18 protein-coding genes and 1 pseudogene are annotated in these 18,406 nt (G+C 72.1%); 16 read left to right on the forward strand and 3 right to left on the reverse strand.

Going from position 1 to position 18,406, the window contains the following annotated elements:
- From BHU06_RS11000 to BHU06_RS11010, 3 genes and pseudogenes are all read right to left on the reverse strand, one after another.
- Nucleotides 1–154, reverse strand: a pseudogene (locus BHU06_RS11000) (electron transfer flavoprotein subunit beta/FixA family protein); the annotation flags it as partial.
- Complete coding sequence (locus tag BHU06_RS11005) at nt 151–996, reverse strand: CoA ester lyase (protein WP_070399241.1); 846 nt, start codon at nt 994–996, stop codon at nt 151–153. The gene BHU06_RS11005 and the pseudogene BHU06_RS11000, both read right to left, overlap by 4 nt.
- Entirely contained in the window at nt 996–1,316 is a 321-nt protein-coding gene (locus BHU06_RS11010) for a 2Fe-2S iron-sulfur cluster-binding protein (protein ID WP_070399528.1), read from the reverse strand. Before BHU06_RS11010 ends, BHU06_RS11005 begins: the two co-directional genes overlap by 1 nt.
- A gap of 124 nt (nt 1,317–1,440) precedes the next feature.
- On the opposite strand from BHU06_RS11010, the gene BHU06_RS11015 reads away from it, so the two are divergent.
- The 16 genes from BHU06_RS11015 to BHU06_RS11090 all read left to right on the forward strand — a co-directional run bounded on the left by BHU06_RS11015 (nt 1,441) and on the right by BHU06_RS11090 (nt 18,406).
- On the forward strand, nt 1,441–2,730 hold the full coding sequence (locus BHU06_RS11015; protein WP_139147049.1) for a Rieske 2Fe-2S domain-containing protein: 1,290 nt from the start codon (nt 1,441–1,443) through the stop codon (nt 2,728–2,730).
- Nucleotides 2,730–3,221, forward strand: a complete 492-nt coding sequence (locus BHU06_RS11020) for an aromatic-ring-hydroxylating dioxygenase subunit beta (protein WP_070399242.1) — start codon at nt 2,730–2,732, stop codon at nt 3,219–3,221. The genes BHU06_RS11015 and BHU06_RS11020 overlap by 1 nt, the downstream gene beginning before the upstream one ends.
- 22 nt (nt 3,222–3,243) lie before the next feature.
- Nucleotides 3,244–4,068, forward strand: a complete 825-nt coding sequence (locus BHU06_RS11025; RefSeq protein WP_083293167.1) for an enoyl-CoA hydratase/isomerase family protein — start codon at nt 3,244–3,246, stop codon at nt 4,066–4,068.
- Nucleotides 4,069–4,809, forward strand: a complete 741-nt coding sequence (locus BHU06_RS11030; RefSeq protein WP_070399243.1) for an SDR family NAD(P)-dependent oxidoreductase — start codon at nt 4,069–4,071, stop codon at nt 4,807–4,809.
- Nucleotides 4,806–5,813 (forward strand): alpha/beta hydrolase, encoded by a 1,008-nt coding sequence (locus tag BHU06_RS11035; RefSeq protein ID WP_083293168.1) that lies wholly within the window; start codon nt 4,806–4,808, stop codon nt 5,811–5,813. Before BHU06_RS11030 ends, BHU06_RS11035 begins: the two co-directional genes overlap by 4 nt.
- The gene (locus BHU06_RS11040) at nt 5,810–7,273 is read left to right on the forward strand and encodes a 3-oxoacyl-[acyl-carrier-protein] synthase III C-terminal domain-containing protein (protein WP_070399245.1); all 1,464 of its coding nucleotides are present in this window, start codon (nt 5,810–5,812) and stop codon (nt 7,271–7,273) included. The genes BHU06_RS11035 and BHU06_RS11040 overlap by 4 nt, the downstream gene beginning before the upstream one ends.
- An 11-nt stretch (nt 7,274–7,284) precedes the next feature.
- On the forward strand, nt 7,285–8,487 hold the full coding sequence (locus tag BHU06_RS11045) for an acetyl-CoA acetyltransferase (protein WP_070399246.1): 1,203 nt from the start codon (nt 7,285–7,287) through the stop codon (nt 8,485–8,487).
- Nucleotides 8,488–8,489: 2 nt separating this feature from the next.
- Nucleotides 8,490–9,284 (forward strand): enoyl-CoA hydratase/isomerase family protein, encoded by a 795-nt coding sequence (locus tag BHU06_RS11050; RefSeq protein WP_070399247.1) that lies wholly within the window; start codon nt 8,490–8,492, stop codon nt 9,282–9,284.
- A complete protein-coding gene (locus BHU06_RS11055) occupies nt 9,281–10,063 on the forward strand; it encodes an enoyl-CoA hydratase-related protein (RefSeq protein WP_070399248.1) in 783 nt (260 codons plus the stop codon). The genes BHU06_RS11050 and BHU06_RS11055 overlap by 4 nt, the downstream gene beginning before the upstream one ends.
- A gap of 26 nt (nt 10,064–10,089) precedes the next feature.
- The gene (locus BHU06_RS11060; protein WP_070399249.1) at nt 10,090–11,607 is read left to right on the forward strand and encodes a 3-hydroxyacyl-CoA dehydrogenase; all 1,518 of its coding nucleotides are present in this window, start codon (nt 10,090–10,092) and stop codon (nt 11,605–11,607) included.
- Nucleotides 11,604–12,458: a MaoC family dehydratase N-terminal domain-containing protein gene (locus tag BHU06_RS11065; RefSeq protein ID WP_070399250.1), complete on the forward strand. Its 855-nt coding sequence runs from the start codon at nt 11,604–11,606 to the stop codon at nt 12,456–12,458. Before BHU06_RS11060 ends, BHU06_RS11065 begins: the two co-directional genes overlap by 4 nt.
- Before the next feature lie 36 nt (nt 12,459–12,494).
- Nucleotides 12,495–13,811, forward strand: a complete 1,317-nt coding sequence (locus BHU06_RS11070; protein WP_070399251.1) for an NAD(P)/FAD-dependent oxidoreductase — start codon at nt 12,495–12,497, stop codon at nt 13,809–13,811.
- 8 nt (nt 13,812–13,819) lie between these two features.
- The gene (locus BHU06_RS11075) at nt 13,820–15,502 is read left to right on the forward strand and encodes an acyl-CoA dehydrogenase family protein (RefSeq protein ID WP_070399531.1); all 1,683 of its coding nucleotides are present in this window, start codon (nt 13,820–13,822) and stop codon (nt 15,500–15,502) included.
- 1 nt (nt 15,503) lies between these two features.
- Complete coding sequence (locus BHU06_RS11080; RefSeq protein WP_070399252.1) at nt 15,504–16,727, forward strand: CoA transferase; 1,224 nt, start codon at nt 15,504–15,506, stop codon at nt 16,725–16,727.
- Between the two features lie 143 nt (nt 16,728–16,870).
- A complete protein-coding gene (locus BHU06_RS11085) occupies nt 16,871–17,911 on the forward strand; it encodes a TRAP transporter substrate-binding protein (protein WP_070399253.1) in 1,041 nt (346 codons plus the stop codon).
- Nucleotides 17,912–17,914: 3 nt separating this feature from the next.
- Complete coding sequence (locus tag BHU06_RS11090; protein WP_070399254.1) at nt 17,915–18,406, forward strand: TRAP transporter small permease; 492 nt, start codon at nt 17,915–17,917, stop codon at nt 18,404–18,406.

The raw sequence follows: 18,406 nt of genomic DNA on the forward strand, positions 1-18,406 counted from the left end.
TCTCCTTCAGGCGCACCGCCTCTTCCACCGCGATCTCGTCGAACGGGTTCATCGACATCTTCACGTTGGCAATGTCGACGCCGCTGCCATCGCTTTTCACGCGGACCTTGACGTTGTAGTCGACCACCCGTTTCACGGGCATCAGAATCTTCATGCGTTCTCCTGCGGGTTGATGTCTTGGGCGAAGCGGCGCGCGCGCGCCAGCACCGGGGCGTCCACCATGGCGCCCTCGAAACGGAAGGCCCCTTCCCCGTGCGCGGCGGCCGCCGCCAGCACGCGCCGCGCCCAGGCGCGCTGTTCCTCGCTGGGCCCCAGGGCCGCGTTGATCGGGGCGACCTGGGCCGGGTGGATGCACAGCTTGGCGCCGAAGCCGAAGCGGCGCGCGCGGCGCGCATCGGCGCTCAGGCGCGCGTTGTCTTGGAGCGCCGTGGTCACGCCGTCCACGGGTGGCGCCAGATCGGCGCGGCGCGAGGCCATGACGAAAGACAGGCGCACCGGCGCCAGTTCGGCCTCGTCGCTCTCGCAGTCCATGCCAAGGTCGGACTGGAAATCCAGGTGGCCAAAGGCCAGGCGCAAGACGCCGGGCACGCGCGCGATGGCATCGATCCGCGACAGGCCCTGGGCCGACTCGATCAGCGGCAGCCAGCGGCGCGCGGGGAAGGCGGCGAACAGGCGCAGCAGGTCGGCGGGCGCTTCCACCTTGGCGGGCATCACCGCGCCCAGGCCCTGCAGCGCCACGAGCAGGGCCGCGTCGTCCGCGTGCCAGGGCGTGGCCGGGGCATTGAGCCGCACCAGCAGGCGCGAGCGAACGCTGGCGTCCAGCGAGGGCCACAGGCGCGCCAGTGCCTCGCGCGCGCCGGCCTTGCGCTCGGGCGCCACCGCGTCCTCGAGGTCGATGACCAGCGCGTGCGCGCCGCTGGCGAGCGCCTGGGGCAGGCGCTCCAGCCGGTCGGCGGGCAGAAACAGCAGGCTGCGGGCGAGGGCGATGCCGTGCATCAGACCTGCTCGTCCGGCAGCTGGATGCGCATGCCCGCCAGCGCGGGCTGCATGCGGATCTGGCAGCACAGGCGGCTGTTGCCGCGCAGGTCGGGCACGCCTTCGAGCATGAAGACCTCGGTCTCCGAACGCGGGGGCAAGCGGTCCAGGAAGGCCGGGTCCACGTAGCCATGGCAGGTGGCGCAGCTGCACACGCCGCCGCAATCGCCCAGGAGGCCGGGCACGGCGTGGTCGATCGCAACCTGCATCAGGCTGCGGCCTTCGGGGGCCTCGACCGCGTGCTCGCTGCCGTGGGGGTCGATGAAAACAACGGTGGGCATGGGTGAATCGTCCTTGGTGAAAACCCCGAGATGGTGGTTTGACATAGTCCGTCTCGTCGGACTATTATTCCACCAACCGAGGCACCGGACAACACACATTCCATCCCCAACGGAGGACCCCGAATTGGACCACTGCGCCCCCGTGATCCCCATCGCCAGCGCGCCCGCCGCCGAGCCGCGCTGGGACCAGCTCGTGCGCGACGAGCACGTGCACGGCTCGCTCTACACCGACCCCGCCATCTACCAGGCCGAACTGCAGAAGATCTGGTTCCGCACCTGGGTCTACGTGGGGCATGAGAGCGAGGTACCGAACGCCAACGACTACGTCATGAAATCCATCGGCCCCGAGCCGGTCATCATGACGCGCGACCGCCACGGCACGATCCACCTGCTGCACAACCGTTGCCCGCACCGCGGCAACCGCGTGTGCATGACCGAGCAGGGCAACGCGCGCTCCTTCACCTGCCCCTACCACGGCTGGACCTTCGCCAACGACGGCGCGCTCAAGGGCTGGCCTTTTCCCTCGGGCTACGAGGGCGTGGACCGGGGCGACTACGGCCTGGGCAAGGTCGCGCGCGTGGCCAGCTACCGCGGCTTCGTCTTCGGCTCCATGGCGGCCGAGGGCCCCAGCCTGGAAGAGCACCTGGGCGCGGCCATGAAGGCCATCGATGCGCTGTGCGAGACCTCGCCCGAGGGCGAGGTGGAGATCACCGCCGGCTTCCTCAAGCACAAGGTCAAGGCCAACTGGAAGTTCCTGGTCGAGAACGAGACCGACGGCTACCACCCGTCCTTCGTGCACGCCTCCATCTTCGAGGTGGCGCAGAGCGGCATCGGCTCGCTCTACAGCGCCGAGTCCACGGCGGTGTCGCGCGACTTCGGCAACGGCCACACCGAGAACGACCTGCGCCCCGAGTTCCGAAAGCGCGACGTGCCGCTGTCCTGGTTCGGCACCACGGTCGACAAGCTGCCCGAGTACACCGCGAAGATGAACGCGGCCTACGGCGAGGAGAAGGCGCGCAAGATCATGATCGACGGCACGCCGCACATCATGATCTACCCGAACCTGTTCATCGCGGAGATCCAGATCTTCGTGATCCAGCCGCTGTCGGTGGACGAGACCGTGCAGCACGTGACCGCGCTGCAGTTCAAGGGCGCGCCCGACCTGAACCGGCGCATGCGCCAGCAGACCATGGGTTCGGTGGGCCCGGCCGGCTTCCTGCTGGCCGACGACGCCGAGATGTACGAGCGCACCCAGATGGGTGTGCGGATGCGCAATCCCGAGTGGCTGTTCCTGGGCCGGGGCAAGCACCGCGAGCGCCGCGACGCCGACGGCTTCCTGATCGGCGACAACACGGACGAGGTGCCCAGCCGCGGCATCTGGCGCCACTACCGCGCCACCATGGAGGCCGCGTGATGCCCATGACGAGCGAACAACGCGCCACGCTGGAAGACGTCACGCAGTTCGTCTACCACGAAGCGCGCCTGCAAGACGAGCACCGCTACGACGACTGGGAGTCGCTGTGGACGGACGACGGCGTCTACTGGGTGCCCGCGAACGGTGACGGTGGCGACCCCGAGAAGGTGATGTCCATCATCTACGACAACCGCTCGCGCATCGCGCTGCGCATCCGCCAGTTCCACACCGGCAAGCGCTTCAGCCAGACGCCGCAGTCGCGCCTGCGCCGCCTGATCTCCAACATCGAGGTGCTGGAGGACGACGGCCGCGAACTCAGCGTGGGCAGCAACGTGCTGATCTTCGAGAACCAGACGCGCGGCGACGTGCTCTGGGCCGCGCGCACCGAGTACCGCCTGCGCCGCATGGACGGCCAGCTGCGCATGGCGCGCAAGACCGTGACCCTGGTGAACAACCAGGACGCGCTGTACTCCATGGCCTTCCTGATCTGAATCCCGAGAACGGAGGCGAACGATGAGCCAAGAGACGGCATCCGAGGTGCTGGTGGGCGAGGGCCCGGTGCGCCTGGCGCTGCACGCCGACGGCGTGGCCCACCTGCGGCTGGCGCGGCCCGAGGCCGCCAATGGATTGAACGTGGAGCTGTTGCGCGCCCTGCATGAGGCGGTGCTGCGCATCCACGGCGAGGGCCGCGTGCGCGCGGTGCTGCTGACGGGCGATGGCCCGCACTTCTGCGCCGGGGGGGATGTGCACACCTTCCTGGCCAAGGGCGAGGCGCTGCCCGATTACATCCGCGTCGCGACGGCGCTGCTGCAGCTCGCCACGGCCGCCCTGATCCGGCTGAACCCGCCGGTGGTGGCGGCGGTGCAAGGCTTTGCGGCCGGCGGCGGCGGCATGGGCCTGGTGTGTTCGTCCGACTTCGTGGTGGCTGGCGAGTCCACGCGCTTCCTGGCCGGCGCCACGCGCGTGGCCATGGTGCCCGACGCGGGCGTGTCGGTCACGCTCACGCAGCTCGTGGGCTTTCGCCGCGCGATGGAAATCCTGATGCTCAACCCCACGATCACCGCGGCCGAGGCCAAGGACATGGGCCTGGTCACGCGCGTGGTGGCCGACGAGCGCCTGATGGACGAGGCCTGGTCGCTCGCGCGCCAGCTGGCGGCCGGCGCGCCGGCCGCGCTGGCCAACACCAAGCGCCTGCTGTGGAACGGCATTGGCCAGGGCGTGGAAGCCGCCATGCCCGAGGAAAACCACATCCAGGCCCTGCTGTCCGGCATGGCCGACGCGCGCGAGGGCCTGGCGGCGGTGATTGAGAAACGCACGCCGCGTTTCACGGGGCGTTGAATGGCCATTGACAAGACCGCGCGACGGCGCGCCCTGGTCACCGGGGGCGCCAGCGGCATCGGCGAGGCCATCGTGCGCCGCCTCGCGGCCGATGGCCTGGACGTGCTCATCGCCGACCGGCAGGCCGAGGCCGCCCGGCGCCTCGCGCAAGCGACCGGCGCCCGCGCCGTGGCGCTGGACGTTTGCGACTTCGACCGCGTGCACGCGGTGGTGGCCGAACACGGCCCCTTCGATGTGCTGGTGAACAACGCGGGCGTGGACCAGCACGCCTTCTTCACGAACACCACGCCGGCCGACTGGCGCCGCCTGCTGGCGGTGAACCTGGAGGCCGTGCTCAACACCACGCACGCGGTGCTGCCGGGCATGCAGGCGCGCGGCTTCGGCCGCATTGTCAACGTGGCCTCGGAAGCGGGCCGGCTCGGCTCGCGCGGCGGCTCGGTGTACGCGGCGGCCAAGGGCGGGGTGATCGCCTTCACGCGCTCCATCGCACGCGAGAACGGCCGCAAGGGCATCACGGCCAACGTGGTGGCGCCGGGGCCGATCGACACGCCGCTGCTGCGCCAGGCCGTGGCGCAGGGCGGCGACAAACTCTTGGACGGCATGACCCAGGCCACGCTCGCGGGTCGGCTCGGCACCGGCGAGGAGGTGGCCTCGGCCGTGGCGTTCCTCGCCTCCGAAGGCGCGGCCTACGTCACCGGCGAGGTGCTGGGCGTCTCGGGTGGCATGGGGTGCGGCGCATGACACAGGACCACCACGCTCCGCCGCTGCCCGCCGAGGGGGCCGATCCGGCCGGGGGCGGCCCGGCGCCGGATCGGACCTCATCGCCGTCCTCGGTCGAGACCGTCGTCGCCCGCGTGAAAGCGGTCTACGGCCGCTGGCGCCGCGACACCCCCGTGGCGCAGATGCGCGCCGACTGGGACCGGCTCTTTGACGCCACCGGCGAGGCCGCGTTCGAGCCGCTGACCGCGGGCGGCGTGCCCTGCGCCTGGGTCACCGCGCCCGGCGCGCGCACCGACCGCGCCATCGTCTACTTCCACGGCGGCGGTTTCCAGGTCGGCTCGCTGCGCTCGCACCGCGAGCTGATGGCGCGCCTGTCGGCCGCCGCCGGCACGCGCGTGCTGGGCGTGGACTACCGCCTCGCGCCCGAGCACCGCTACCCGGCGCCGCTGCAGGACGCGCTGGCGGTGCTGCAGTGGCTGCGCGGCCAGGGCCTCGCGGCGCGCGACACCGCGCTCGCGGGCGACTCGGCGGGCGGTGGCCTGGCCCTGGGCGCGCTGCTGGCGCTGCACGGCCGGGGCGATGCCCTGCCGGCCGCGGCCTTCCTCATGTCGGCCTGGACCGACCTCGCCGCCACCGGCGAGAGCTACGAGACCCGTGCCGGCGCCGACCCCATCCACCAGCGCCCCATGATCCTGGCGATGGCGCGCAACGCCCTCGGCCCCGACGGCGATGCGCGTGACCCGCTGGTCTCACCGCTGTACGCCGACGAACAGGCCCTGGCCGCGCTGCCACCCCTGCTGCTGCAGGTGGGCGATCGCGAGACCGTGCTCAGCGACTCGGAGGCCTTCGCGCGCCGCGTGAATGCCGCCGGTGGCCAGGCGCGATGCCAGGCCTGGCCCGGCATGGTCCACGTCTTCCAGCAATTCCCCGACGAACTGCCCGAGGCGCGCGACGCGCTGGCCGAGGGCGGCCGCTTTCTCGCGTCCCACCTGGGGCGCCCCACTTCCGGAGACACCTCAGCATGATCGGAATCACCGCCTATGGCGGCTACGTGCCGCGCCTGCGCCTGTCGCGCCAGGCGGCGGCGCAGGCCAACGCCTGGTACGCCCCGCAGTTCGGTGGCCGCAAGGGCACGCGCGCCTTCGCCCACTGGGACGAGGACAGCATCACCCTGGCCGTGGCCGCCGCGCGCGACTGCCTGGGCCCGGTCGGCCAGCGGGACCGATCGACCGTGCGCGCCCTGCTGCTGGCCAGCGACACGCTGCCCTTCGCCGAGCGCCTGAATGCGGCCGTGGTGTCCGGCGCGCTCGATCTCGACGAGGGCATCGAGGCTCTGGACCTGGGCGGCACGCAGCGCGCGGCGCTCTCGGCCTTCACGCAGGCCGTGGCGCGCGTTCAGGCCGGCGGCGGCGACACCCTGGTGTTGGCCGCCGACAACCGCCGCACGCGCGCGGCCAGCGCGCAGGAGCTGGAGTACGGCGACGCCGCCGCCGCCCTGCTGGTGGGCACGCAGAACGTGCTCGCCGAGTACCTGGGCGCGGGCACCGTCACGGCCGATTTCGTGGACCACTTCCGCGCCGCCGGCGAGGACCTGGACTACCACTGGGAAGAGCGCTGGGTGCGCGACGAGGGCATCACCAAGCTGGTGCCGCGCGCGGTGCAGGCGGCGCTGGCCCAGGCCGGCGTGGCCGCCGCCGAGGTCGACCACTTCATCTTCCCCACCACCTTCGCCAAGATGGACCAGCAACTGGCCAAGGCGTGCGGCATCCGCGCCGAGGCGGTGGTGGACAACCTGGGCGACAGCGTGGGCGACAGCGGCGTGCCGCACGGCCTGCTGCTGCTCGCGCAGCTGCTGGAGCGCGCGCGGCCTGGCCAGCGCATCGTGCTGGCGCAGTTCGGCAGCGGCGCGCAGGCCCTGGTGTTCCGCGTCACCGAGGCCATCGATGGCTTCAAGCCCGCGCGTGGCGTGGGCGAATGGCTGGCGCGCGGCGTGGAGGAGCGCCACTACACGCGCTTCCTCTCCTTCAAGGGCCAGCTGCAGCTGGAGCGCGGCATGCGCGGCGAGCAGGACAAGAAGACCGCGCTGTCGACCGCCTGGCGCCACCACCGCGCGCTGCAGGCCCTGGTGGCCGGCCGCTGCGAGGTGACGGGCAGCGTGCACTTCCCGCCTTCGCGCCTGACATACGACGCCCAGCCCCTGCAGGACACGCAAAAGCCCCACCCGCTGGCCGACCGGCCCGCGCGCATCCTGAGCTGGTCGGCCGAGTACCTGTCTTGGCACCCGGCGCCGCCGCACCACTACGGCCAGATCGACTTCGAGGGCGGCGGCCGCATCCTCATGGACTTCACCGACCTGGAGGTGGGCGAGGTGGACAGCGGCACCGCCATGGAGATGGTGTTCCGCGTCAAGGACGTCGACGACCGCCGCGGCTTCACGCGGTACTTCTGGAAGGCCACGCCGGTGCGTGGCGCGTCCAAGACCTGAAGGAGAACAGCATGGCACAAGGCATCAAGGACAAGGTCGCCATCCTCGGCATGGGCTGCAGCAAGTTCGGCGAGCGCTGGGACGCCAGCCCCGAGGACCTCATGCTGGAGGCGTACAACGAGGCCATGGCCGACGCCGGCATCGCGCCGGACCAGCTCGGCGCGGCCTGGTTCTCCACCCACATGGACGACGTGGGCACGGGACGCGGCGGCACGCCCATGGGCATCGCGCTGCGCCTGCCCAACATCGGCATCACGCGCGTGGAAAACTTCTGCGCCGGCGGCTCCGAGGCCATCCGCGCGGCGGTGTACGCGGTGGCCGCGGGCGCCTGCGACATCGCGCTCGCCCTCGGCGTGGAAAAGCTCAAGGACACCGGCTACGGCGGCCTGCCCATGGCCACCGTGGGCACCTACATCCCGCAGTGGTACCCGAACGCGGTGGCGCCGGCCAACTTCGCGCAGCTCGCCAGCGCGTACCGCGCCAAGCACGGCATCGACGCGGCCCTGCTCAAGCGCGCGATCGCGCATGTGTCGGTGAAGAGCCACGCCAACGGCGCCAAGAACCCCAAGGCCCACCTGCAGAAGCCCATCACCGAAGAGCAGTGCCTGAAAGCGCCCACCATCGCCGCGCCACTGGGCCTGTTCGACTGCTGCGGCGTGTCCGACGGCGCGGCGGCGGTGATCGTCACCACGCCGGAGATCGCGCGCGGCCTCGGCAAGCAGGGCCTGGTGACCTTCAAGGCCCTGCAGGTGGCGGTCTCGAATGGCTGGGAGCTGCAGTCCAACGAGTGGGACGGCAGCTACGTGCACACCGCGCGCGTGGCCGCCAAGCGCGCCTACGCCGAGGCCGGCATCGAGCGCCCGCGCGAGCAGATCAGCATGACCGAGGTGCACGACTGCTTCTCCATCACCGAGCTGGTGACCATGGAGGACCTGGGCCTGTCCGACGAGGGCCGCGCCGTCTACGACGTGCTCGATGGCCACTTCGACGCCGAGGGCCGCGTGCCCTGCCAGATCGACGGCGGCCTCAAGTGCTTCGGCCACCCGGTGGGCGCCAGCGGCATCCGCATGCTCTACGAGATCTACCTGCAGCTGCAGGGCCGCGCGGGCGCGCGCCAGCTCGCGGACCCGAAAACCGGCCTGATCCACAACCTCGGCGGCCAGCCTTCGCAGAACGTGTGCTCGGTTTCCATCGTGGGGCTGGAAGGCGTCTGAACATGAGTGAGCCCGTCGTTCTGCTCGACCACCCCGCGCCGCGGGTGGCGCGCCTGCGCATCAACCGCCCGGCGCAGCGCAACGCCATCGACGAGGCCGTGCGCCAGGGCTTCATCGATCATCTCGACGCCCTGGGCCGGGACGCGTCGGTGCGGGCCCTGGTCATCGGCGGCGTGCAAGGCGTGTTCTCCGCCGGCGGCGACGTGCCCAGCATGCTGGGCCTGAGCGAGGCCCAGGCGCGCGCTCGCCTGGGCCATGTGCAGCAGGTCTGCCAGCGCGTGGCCGATCTGCGCCTGCCCGTGGTGGCCGCTATGGAGGGCGTGACCGCGGGCGCGGCCGTCGGCCTCTCGCTGCTGGCCGACCGCATCGTGATCGGGCGCGAGGCGCGCGTGCTGTTTCCCTTCCTCAAGATCGGCCTGGTGCCCGACTGGGGCCAACTGCTCACGCTGCCGCGCCGCGTGGGCCTGCCGGTGGCTCGCCGCCTGCTCTGCGGCGGCGAGCCCGTGCGCGGCGAAGAGGCGCTGCGCCTGGGCCTGGCCGACGAGCTGTGCGAGGACGCGCAGGTGATGGACCGCGCCGTGGCCCTGGCCGGCGAGCTGGCCCTGCTGCCCGCCGAGCCCTTCGCCCGCATGAAGCAGCGCCTGCAGCACCCCAGCGCCACGTTGGCCGAGGAGCTGCAGCGCGATCAGGACGACCAGGCCGCCTGCCTGCTGGGCGCCGACTTCCGCGAGGGTTTTGCGGCCTTCCGAGAGAAGCGCGCGCCCGATTTCATTCACCGCCCCGGAGACCGCGCATGAGCGAAGCCCCCCAGGAGCCGGTGCGCCTGTCGCGCGACGGCGCGGTGGGCGTGCTCACGCTCAACCGCCCCGACAAGCGCAACGCGCTCGACCTGACCATGCGCGCGGCCATCGCCGCCGCCGTGCGCGGGCTGGAGGCCGACGCCGAGGTCAAGGCCATCGTGGTCACCGGTGGCGACAGCGTGTTCGCCGCCGGCGCCGATCTGAACCTGCTGGTCGACAAGGGCGCGCAGGACGTGGCCGACATCGACCTGGGCCAGTACTGGGCGCCGCTGGCGAACGCGCGCAAGCCCGTGGTCGCGGCGGTCAGCGGCTTCGCGCTCGGCGCGGGCTGCGAACTGGCGCTGATGTGCGACTTCATCGTGGCCGATGCCAGCGCCCGCCTGGGCCAGCCCGAGCTGGCCGTGGGCATCATGCCCGGTGCGGGCGGCACGCAGCGCCTGGTGCGCAGCGTGGGCAAGCAGGTCGCCAGCCTCATGCTGATGACGGCCGAGCCGCTGACGGGCGAGCGCGCTTTTCAGCTCGGCCTGGTGGCCGAACTCGCGCCCGAGGGCCAGGCGCTGGTGCGCGCGCTGGAGCTCGCGCGCAAGGCCGCGCGCCTGCCGCCGAAGGCCATCGAGGCCACCAAGCGCGTGCTGCGCCAGGGCGCCGACCTGCCGCTGGAGGCGGCGCTGGCGCTGGAGAACCGCGAGTTCCTGTTGCTCTTCGACACCGAGGACAAGACCGAGGGCATGCGCGCCTTTCTCGACAAGCGCAAGCCGCAGTTCAACGGCCGCTGAACGCGGCGCACCTTTTCCCTTTCTCCATGGCGACTGTTTCCCCCACCACCATCGGCGTCGTCGGCGCCGGCACCATGGGCCGCGGCATCGTGCAGCTCTTCGTGCAGGCCGGCCACACCGTGTACTGCCACGACGCGCAGCCCGGCGCGGCAGCGAAGGCCATTGACTACGTCGACGGCATGTTCGCGCGCGCGGTGGAGAAGGGGCGCCTGGCGGCCGCCGACCACGAGGGGGCGAGGCATCGCCTGAAGGCCTGCAACACCCTGGCCGATCTCGCGGGCTGCGAGCTGGTGATCGAGGCCATCGTGGAGGACCTGGCGGTCAAGCGCGCGCTGTTCCGCGAGCTCGAAGGCCTGCTCGGCGAACAGGCCATCCTGGCGAGCAACACCTCGTCGCTCACCGTGGCCGAGATCGCGTCGGCCTGCCAGCGGCCCGAGCGCGTGGCGGGCCTGCACTTCTTCAACCCCGTGCCGCTGATGAAGGTGGCCGAGGTGATCGCCGCCGTGCGCACCGCGCCCGCCGTGGTGCGGCGCCTGAGCGAACTCACCGAAGGCGCGGGCCACCGCGCGGTGGTCACGGCCGACCAGCCGGGCTTCCTCATCAACCACGCCGGGCGCGGCCTCTACACCGAAGGCCTGCGCCTCGTTGAGGAACGGGTGGCTGCGCCGGCCGACGTCGACGACGTGCTGCGCGAGGCCCTGGGTTTTCGCATGGGCCCCTTCGAACTGCTGGACCTCACCGGTCTGGACGTGTCCTCGCGCGTGATGGCCTCGATCTACGAGCAGTTCCAGCAGGAGCCGCGCTTCCGGCCGTCGTCCCTGGTGCCGCCGCGCGTGGCCGCCGGCCTGTTTGGCCGCAAGAGCGGGGAGGGCTGGTACCGCTACGTGGACGGCCAGCCGCAACGCCCGCCTGCCCGGCCACTGCCCCCCTTGCCCGAGGCGCTGGCGGTGTGGGTGGACCCGGCCGCGAGCGGCGCCGACGGCCTGCGGGGGCTCGTGGCGGCGGCCGGCGCGCGCCTCGTCGACGGCCCGGGCAACGCCGACCTGTGCCTGGTGATGCCCTGGGGCGAGGACGCCACCGGCGCGGCGCTGCGGCTCGGCCTGGACGCCACCCGCTGCGCCGCCGTGGACCCGCTGCCCCCGCTGGCGCTGCGCCGCACGCTCATGCTGACGGCGGTGACCTCGCCGGCCGCGCGCGACGCGGCCCACGCGCTGCTGGCGAAGGACGGCACGGCCGTGACCCTGATCAACGACAGCCCCGGCTTCATCGCGCAGCGCGTGATGGCCACCATCGTCAACATCGCGGCCAACATCGCGCAGCGCGGCATCGCCAGCGTGGCCGACCTGGAGGATGCGGTGCGGCTGGGCCTGGGCTACCCGCAGGGCCCGCTGAGCTGGGGCGACCGGCTCGGCGCGGCGCGCCTGCTCGAGGTCCTGCGCGCGCAACTCGCCGCCACCGGCGACCCGCGCTACCGCCCCAGCGCCTGGCTGCAGCGCCGCGTGGCCCTGGGCCTGCCGCTGACCACGCCGGAGGCCGAACGATGAGCGCGGTTGACCTTGAGCACCTGCGCCAGTGGGTCGGCCGCAGCGACAGCCGCGAACAGCATCTGGACCCTTTCCCGGCGCGCGCGCTGGCCGGCCTGCTCGACCATGCACAGGCGCCGGAGGAGGGCGATGCCCTGCCGCTGCCCTGGCACTGGCTCTACTTCCTCGATGCGCCCAGCCGCGAGGGCACGGGCGTGGACGGCCACCCCCGGCGCGGCGGCTTCCTGCCGCCCGTGCCGCTGCCGCGCCGCATGTGGGCGGCGGGCGAGCTCACGCTGCACGAGCCGCTGCGCCTGGGTCGGATGGCACGCAGGACCTCCACCGTGCGCAGCGTGGACCTCAAGCAGGGCAAGGCCGGCGCCTTGGTGTTTGTCACGGTGGCGCACGAGCTGGAACAGGACGGTCAACCCCGCCTCAGCGAGTTGCAGCACATCGTCTACCGCGAAGCGCCCACCGCGCCCGCGCCGCTGCCGCCCGGCGAGGCCGCGCCCACCGACGCGGACTGGCGGCGCGACCTCGTGCCCGACCCCGTGATGCTGTTCCGCTTCTCCGCGCTCACCTACAACGGCCACCGCATCCACTACGACCGCGACTACGCCACGCGCGAGGAGTTCTACCCCGCGCTGGTGGTGCACGGCCCGCTGCTGGCCACGCTGCTGCTCGACCTGGCCGCGCGCGAGCGGCCCGGCGCGCTGCCCGCGCACTTCGGCTTTCGCGCCCAGCGACCCGCCTTCGACACCGACCCGCTGCGCCTCAACGGCCGCCCGAACGCCGGGGCCGACGGCGCCGCGCTCTGGACCAGCGACCCCCAGGGCTTCGTCGGCATGAGCGCCACGCTGCGCTGGCGCTGAGCGGCCCGCACACGAACTTCCACAGGAGACCCACTGATGACCCATCCCCCCTACGACGTGGTCGTGATCGGCGCCGGCGCCGGCGGCATGAGCGCGGCCGCCCACCTGGTGGCCGCCGGCCGCAAGGTGCTGATCGTGGAGTCGCAGGACCGCCTCGGCGGCCGCGCCTCCAGCGAGGAGATCGACGGCTTCATCGTCAACCGCGGCGCCATCGCCATCGAGCGCGGCAGCGGCTTCGAGCAGACCTTCGACCTGCTGGGCGTGCCGCTGGACGTGCGCGAACCCCAGCCCGCGACCGTGTTCCGCATCGACGGCAAGATCATCGACCCGAGCAAGGGCGGCGGCTGGAACCTCATCCTCGGCGGCCTCACCAAGGCCGCGGCCAAGATCGGCGCGAGCTTCGGCGACGTGCGCAAGGGCAATGCCGAACTGCCCGAGGAAGCCCTCAGCACCGAGGACTGGCTCAAGAAGTTCACCAAGAACGCCACGGTGCACCGGCTGTTCCGCAACTTCTGCGCGGCGATCTGGGCCGCCAACGCCGACGAACTGCCGGCGCGCGCCTTCCTGACCTACTTCGCTTTCAAGGGCGCCTTCAAGCGCTTCGGCTTCTGCCCGCGCGGCACCATCGGCCTGTGGAACGACCTGGGCGCCGGCATCCGCGCCAAGGGCGGCGAGATCTGGCTCGACGCGCCGGTCCGCAAGATCCACGTCAGCGACGGGCGCGCCACGGGCGTGGACGTGGAGCGCCACGGGGTGACGCAGCGCGTCGACGCGCGGGTGGTCATCAGCAACGTCGGCCCGGCCGCCACCATCGCGCTGGCCGGCGAGGCGGCGCTGGGCGCCGAGTACGTGGCCAAGGCCCGGCGCGTGCTGCGCCCGGCCGCGAACATCGTGGTCAACTTCGCGACCCGGCAGCGCCTGATCGACCAGCCCGGCCTCATCACCTTCGCCAACACCGAGAGGCTGTGCAACATGGGCGAGCTCACGGCGATGTGCCCCGAGATGGCGCCGCCGGGCTGGCACCTGTACGTGGCCTACGTGGTGCCCAAGCCGGCCCTGGGCGACTTCGACGAGAAGGTCGAGACCGAGCTGGGCCTGCAGGACCTGCGAAACGAATTCCCCGGCTTCGCCGACGCCAGGATCCTCTCGATCCGCGTGATGCGCGGTGAGTGGCCGGCCCAGCGCTCCTGCGCCGGCTTCGACCTGCCGCAGGAGACGCCGCTGCCCAACCTCTGGAACGTGGGCGATGCCGTCAAGGACTACGGCGGCGGCGGCACCCAGGCCTGCGTGGACACCGGTCGCGAGGCGGCGCACAAGGCGCTGGGCGTGCTCGGCGTGGGTCAAGCCGCATGATGCGCGACATGAACACCGCCCTGCAACAGCCGCTCGCCGACGCCTCGGCCGTGCTGGCGCGGCTGCGCTCGCTGTTCGACGCGGGTGTGCTGGTGCTGGCGCGCCATTGCCTGGAGAACGGCCGCCTGAGCGCGCGGCGCCTGGACGCGGTGCAGGTGCCCAGCTTCGAGATGGCCTGGGCCGGCGCCGAGCTGCTGGCCGCCGAGACCGCCATCGCCGCGCTCACGCCCGACAGCGACCCGCTGGACGCGCGGCTTGCGCTGGTGTTCACGGTGGACGCGGTGGTCTCGCTGCTCGACCGCCTGGACGCGATGCTCGCCGAGACCGGCGAAGACCCGGCGGCGGTGGACGCGCTGCGCGCGGCGCCCGAGTGGCGCGCGCTGCGCCGCGCCGTGGGCGGCGCCGAGGCCCTGCAGGCCACGGGCCGGGGCGTGGTCGAGGCCCAGGGCCTGGTCGGCGACATCGCCCTCGACGAGGCCCATGGGCTCGCGCAGGATGCCTTTCGCCGCTTCGCCGCCGAGGTGGTGGCCCCGCAGGCCGAAGCCATCCACCGGCACGACCTCACCGTGCCCGAGTCGCTGCTGCAGCCCATGCGCGAGATGGGCGTGTTCGGCCTCGCCATTCCCGAGCGCTTCGGCGGCAGCGCGCCCGACGATCGCGAGGACACCCTGCTCATGGTGGTGGTGACCGAGGCCTTGTCCGAAGGCTCGCTGGCGGCCGCGGGCAGCCTGATCACGCGGCCCGAGATCCTCACGCGCGCGCTGCTCGCGGGCGGCACCGACGGGCAGAAGGCGCACTGGCTGCCGCGGCTCGCGGCCGGCGAGCCGCTGTGCGCCATCGCCATGACCGAGCCCGACTGCGGCTCCGACCTCGCGGCCTGTCAGCTCAAGGGCACGCGCGTGGACGGTGGCTGGTTGCTCAACGGCGCCAAGACCTGGTGCACCTTCGCCGGCAAGGCCGGCGTGCTGATGGTGGTGGCGCGCACCGACCCCGACCGTTCGCTGGGCCACAAGGGCCTGTCGGTGCTGCTGGCCGAAAAGCCCTCGGTGGACACGCACCAATTCGAGGTGAAGCAGGACGGCGGCGGCACGCTCACGGGCCGCGCCATTCCCACCATCGGCTACCGCGGCATGCATTCCTTCGATCTTTCGTTCCAGGACTACTTCGTGCCCGACGCCAACCTGGTCGGCGGCGAGGCCGGCCTGGGCAAGGGCTTCTACTACACCCTCGCGGGCATGGTGGGCGGGCGCATGCAGACCTCGGCGCGCGCCTGCGGCGTGATGCGCGCGGCCCTGCGCGCGGCCGTGCGCTATGCGCAGGACCGCAAGGTCTTCGGCGCGCCGCTGGCCGACTTCGCGCTCACCCAGGCCAAGCTGGCCCGCATGGGCGCGCGGCTGGCGGCCTGCCGCCGCCTGGCTTACACCGTGGCCGGTATCGTCGACGGTGGCCACGGCCGCATGGAGGCCAGCCTGGTCAAGCTGCTGGCCTGCCGCTCGGCCGAGTTGGTGACGCGCGAGGCCCTGCAGCTGCACGGCGGCATGGGTTACGCCGAGGAAACCGCGGTGAGCCGCTACTTCGTCGACGCGCGCGTGCTCTCCATCTTCGAGGGCGCCGAGGAGACGCTGGCGCTCAAGGTGGTGGCGCGAAGCCTCATGGAGCGCGCGCTCGGCATCGCGCCAGCGGGGGCTTGAGATGGCGCAGCCACAGGGCATCCTGAGCGGCCTGCGCGTGGTGGAGGCCGCGGCCTTCGTGGCCGCGCCGCTGGGCGGCATGACGCTGGCGCAGATGGGCGCCGATGTGATCCGCATCGACGCCCTGGGCGGCGGGCTCGACCACCGCCGCTGGCCCGTGACCCGGGACAACACCAGCCTGTTCTGGTGCGGGCTCAACAAGTCCAAGCGCTCGGTGGCGCTGGACCTGGCCTCGCCCGAAGGCCGCGAGCTCGCCATGGCCCTGGCCTGCGCGCCCGGCGAGGACGCGGGCCTGTTCCTCACCAACTTCCCGCCGCGCGGCTGGCTGGACCACGAGGCCCTGAAGGCGAAGCGGCCAGACCTGATCCAGCTCACGCTGATGGGCGACCGCCACGGCGGCTCGGCCGTGGACTACACCGTCAACCCGCGCCTGGGCCTGCCCTACGTGACGGGTCCGGTGGACGGCGAAGGCGCGGTCAATCACGTGCTGCCGGCCTGGGACCTGATCACCGGCCAGATGGTGGCCGTGGGCATGCTGGCCGCCGAGCGCCACCGCCGCCGCACCGGCCAGGGCCAGCACGTGACGCTGGCGCTGGAGGACGTGGGGCTGGCGGTGATGCAGCACTTGGGCTTCATCGCCGAGGCGCAGCAGGGCCAGCCGCGCGAGCGCCATGGCAATGCGCTGTTCGGCGCCTTCGGCCGCGACTTCCTCACACAGGACGGTGAGCGCGTGATGGTGGTGGGCCTCACGCCCCGGCAGTGGCGTTCCCTCGTCGAGGCCACGGGGCTGGGCGCGGCGGTGGACGCGCTGGGCGCGCGGCTGGGGGTGGACCTCTCGCGCGAGGGCGAGCGCTTCCAGGCGCGCGAGGCCTTGGCCGAACTGATCGGCCCCTGGATCGGCGCGCGGCCATTCGCGCAGGTGGCGCGGGCCTTCGACCAGCACGGTGTGTGCTGGAGCCGTTACCAGACCGTGGCCGAACTCGTGCGCGACCCCGAGTGCTCACCGGCCAACCCGCTGTTTCAGCGTGTGGAACAACCGGGCGTGGGCGAGATGCTCGCCGCGGGCATTCCGCTGAATTTCGGCGCCGTGCCGCGCCTGCCGGCGCAGGCCGCGCCGCGCCTGGGCGAGCACACCGAGGAGGTGCTCACGCAGGTGCTGGGCATCGACGCCGCGCAGTTCGGCCGCCTGCACGACCGCGGTGTCGTGCGCGCGGCCGACCGCTGATCCGACAGACCGGGGAAACCCCGAGTGATCGCGCCGCACAAACCCTTCTCATATACCGTCCCGTCGGACTATTATTCAACCCATGCAGCGCAGCTTGTGTTGCGCCGTCGTTCCGACCCCCGCCCAACCCTAGGAGACCAGCCATGATTTCCCGCACCCGCCGCCTCGTCGGCGCCCTGGCGCTGATCGGCGCCTTCGCGGCCGCCGCGCCCGTGTCCGCCCAGACCACGGTCATCAAGTACTCCAACTGGCTGCCGGTGGGCCAGGCCATGCGCATGGAGGTGATCGAGCCCTGGATCGCCGAGGTGGAGAAGGTCACCGCCGGCCGCGTGAAGATCGACACCCTGCCCAAGGTGGTGGGTACGCTGCCCGCGCAGTTCGACGTGGCGCGCGACGGCCAGGCCGACCTGGTGGTTTTCATTCCGGGCTACACGCCCAACCGCTTCGACATCCTCGAAGCGCTGCAGATGCCCTTCGTGAGCGACAACCCCGAGGTGCTCGCGCCCATCGCCGACCGCTTCTTCCGCAAGCACCTCGCCAGCTACGGCGAGTTCAAGGGCGTGCACCCGCTGTCGGTCTACGTCGTGTCACCGGGCCAGCTGTTCAACAACAAGCGGCCGCTGCGCAGCATCGCCGACTTCAAGGGCCTGAAGTTCCGCAGCCCACAGCCCAGCGCCACGCAAGCGCTCACGCTGCTGGGCGCGGTACCGGTGAACAAGCCGGTAAGCGAGACCTACGAGCTGATGTCGTCCGGCGTGCTCGACGGCACGCTGATGCCACCGGAGTCCATCCCCGCCTTCAAGCTCAACGACCTGGTGCCCTACGCCACCATCGTGCCGGGCGCCATCTACAACACCGTGCTGGTGCTGGGCATCAACGAGGACAAGTGGAAGTCGCTGCGCGCCGAGGACCGCGAGGCCATCACGCGCATCAGCGGCGACGCCTTCGCCGCCAAGATCGGCGCCGCCTACGCCAAGGGCGACCGCGCGGCCTTCGACGGCCTGCGCAAGGCGGGCAAGAGCGTGGAGACCGCGTCCGGGCCGTTGGTGGAGGAAATGAAGAAGGTGCTCGCGCCGGTCGAGAAGGACTGGATCGAGAAGGCCAAGAAGAAGGGCGTGGCCGATCCGCAGAAGCTGCTGGACGAGCTGCGCGCCGAGGTGGCCGCGGCCTCGCGCGGGAAGTAAGGCATGGCGCGCGCACGGGAAGGACGCCTCGAACGCGCCCTGACGGCGGTGGGCACGCTGAGCCTGCTGGCGCTCATGGCCATCGTGTTCATCGACGTCGCCGGCCGAAACCTGCTCAACAGCCCGCTGCCCTGGGGCACGGAGGTGATGGAGGTGCTGCTCGGCCTGATGGTGTTCGTGTTCTATCCCGTGCTGGCGCGCCGGCACGGCCACATCGTGGTCGACCTGGTGCCGGTGCCGCGCGGGGCGCGCACGGCCCAGCGCCTGCTGGCGGGCGGCGTGGGCGCGGCGCTGTTCGGCGTCATCGCCTGGACCTGCGGCCGCCAGGCCATCCGTTCGGCGGGTTATGGCGACGCCTCGGCCATCCTCGGCATTCCCACGGCCTGGGTGCTGTGGGGCATGGCGGCACTGGCCGGCCTGAGCGCGCTGGTCTTCCTGGCGCAGGCCTTCGGCGCCTGGCGCGACGACGCGGCACCCGCCGATCACGGAGCTTGA

This window comes from Hydrogenophaga sp. PML113 (genome assembly GCF_001777155.1).
Classification (GTDB): Bacteria; Pseudomonadota; Gammaproteobacteria; order Burkholderiales; family Burkholderiaceae_C; genus Hydrogenophaga; species Hydrogenophaga borbori.

Excerpts from the sequence above, each read along its gene's own strand:
- BHU06_RS11025 (WP_083293167.1), top strand. The coding sequence starts at position 3,244 with ATGAGCCAAGAGACGGCATCCGAGGTGCTGGTGGGCGAGGGCCCGGTG.
- BHU06_RS11080 (WP_070399252.1), top strand. The coding sequence starts at position 15,504 with ATGGCGCAGCCACAGGGCATCCTGAGCGGCCTGCGCGTGGTGGAGGCC.
- BHU06_RS11020 (WP_070399242.1), top strand. The coding sequence starts at position 2,730 with ATGCCCATGACGAGCGAACAACGCGCCACGCTGGAAGACGTCACGCAG.
- BHU06_RS11090 (WP_070399254.1), top strand. The coding sequence starts at position 17,915 with ATGGCGCGCGCACGGGAAGGACGCCTCGAACGCGCCCTGACGGCGGTG.
- BHU06_RS11035 (WP_083293168.1), top strand. The coding sequence starts at position 4,806 with ATGACACAGGACCACCACGCTCCGCCGCTGCCCGCCGAGGGGGCCGAT.
- BHU06_RS11045 (WP_070399246.1), top strand. The coding sequence starts at position 7,285 with ATGGCACAAGGCATCAAGGACAAGGTCGCCATCCTCGGCATGGGCTGC.
- BHU06_RS11060 (WP_070399249.1), top strand. The coding sequence starts at position 10,090 with ATGGCGACTGTTTCCCCCACCACCATCGGCGTCGTCGGCGCCGGCACC.
- BHU06_RS11065 (WP_070399250.1), top strand. The coding sequence starts at position 11,604 with ATGAGCGCGGTTGACCTTGAGCACCTGCGCCAGTGGGTCGGCCGCAGC.
- BHU06_RS11070 (WP_070399251.1), top strand. The coding sequence starts at position 12,495 with ATGACCCATCCCCCCTACGACGTGGTCGTGATCGGCGCCGGCGCCGGC.
- BHU06_RS11030 (WP_070399243.1), top strand. The coding sequence starts at position 4,069 with ATGGCCATTGACAAGACCGCGCGACGGCGCGCCCTGGTCACCGGGGGC.
- BHU06_RS11040 (WP_070399245.1), top strand. The coding sequence starts at position 5,810 with ATGATCGGAATCACCGCCTATGGCGGCTACGTGCCGCGCCTGCGCCTG.
- BHU06_RS11085 (WP_070399253.1), top strand. The coding sequence starts at position 16,871 with ATGATTTCCCGCACCCGCCGCCTCGTCGGCGCCCTGGCGCTGATCGGC.
- BHU06_RS11005 (WP_070399241.1), bottom strand. The coding sequence starts at position 996 with ATGCACGGCATCGCCCTCGCCCGCAGCCTGCTGTTTCTGCCCGCCGAC.
- BHU06_RS11050 (WP_070399247.1), top strand. The coding sequence starts at position 8,490 with ATGAGTGAGCCCGTCGTTCTGCTCGACCACCCCGCGCCGCGGGTGGCG.
- BHU06_RS11010 (WP_070399528.1), bottom strand. The coding sequence starts at position 1,316 with ATGCCCACCGTTGTTTTCATCGACCCCCACGGCAGCGAGCACGCGGTC.
- BHU06_RS11075 (WP_070399531.1), top strand. The coding sequence starts at position 13,820 with ATGAACACCGCCCTGCAACAGCCGCTCGCCGACGCCTCGGCCGTGCTG.
- BHU06_RS11055 (WP_070399248.1), top strand. The coding sequence starts at position 9,281 with ATGAGCGAAGCCCCCCAGGAGCCGGTGCGCCTGTCGCGCGACGGCGCG.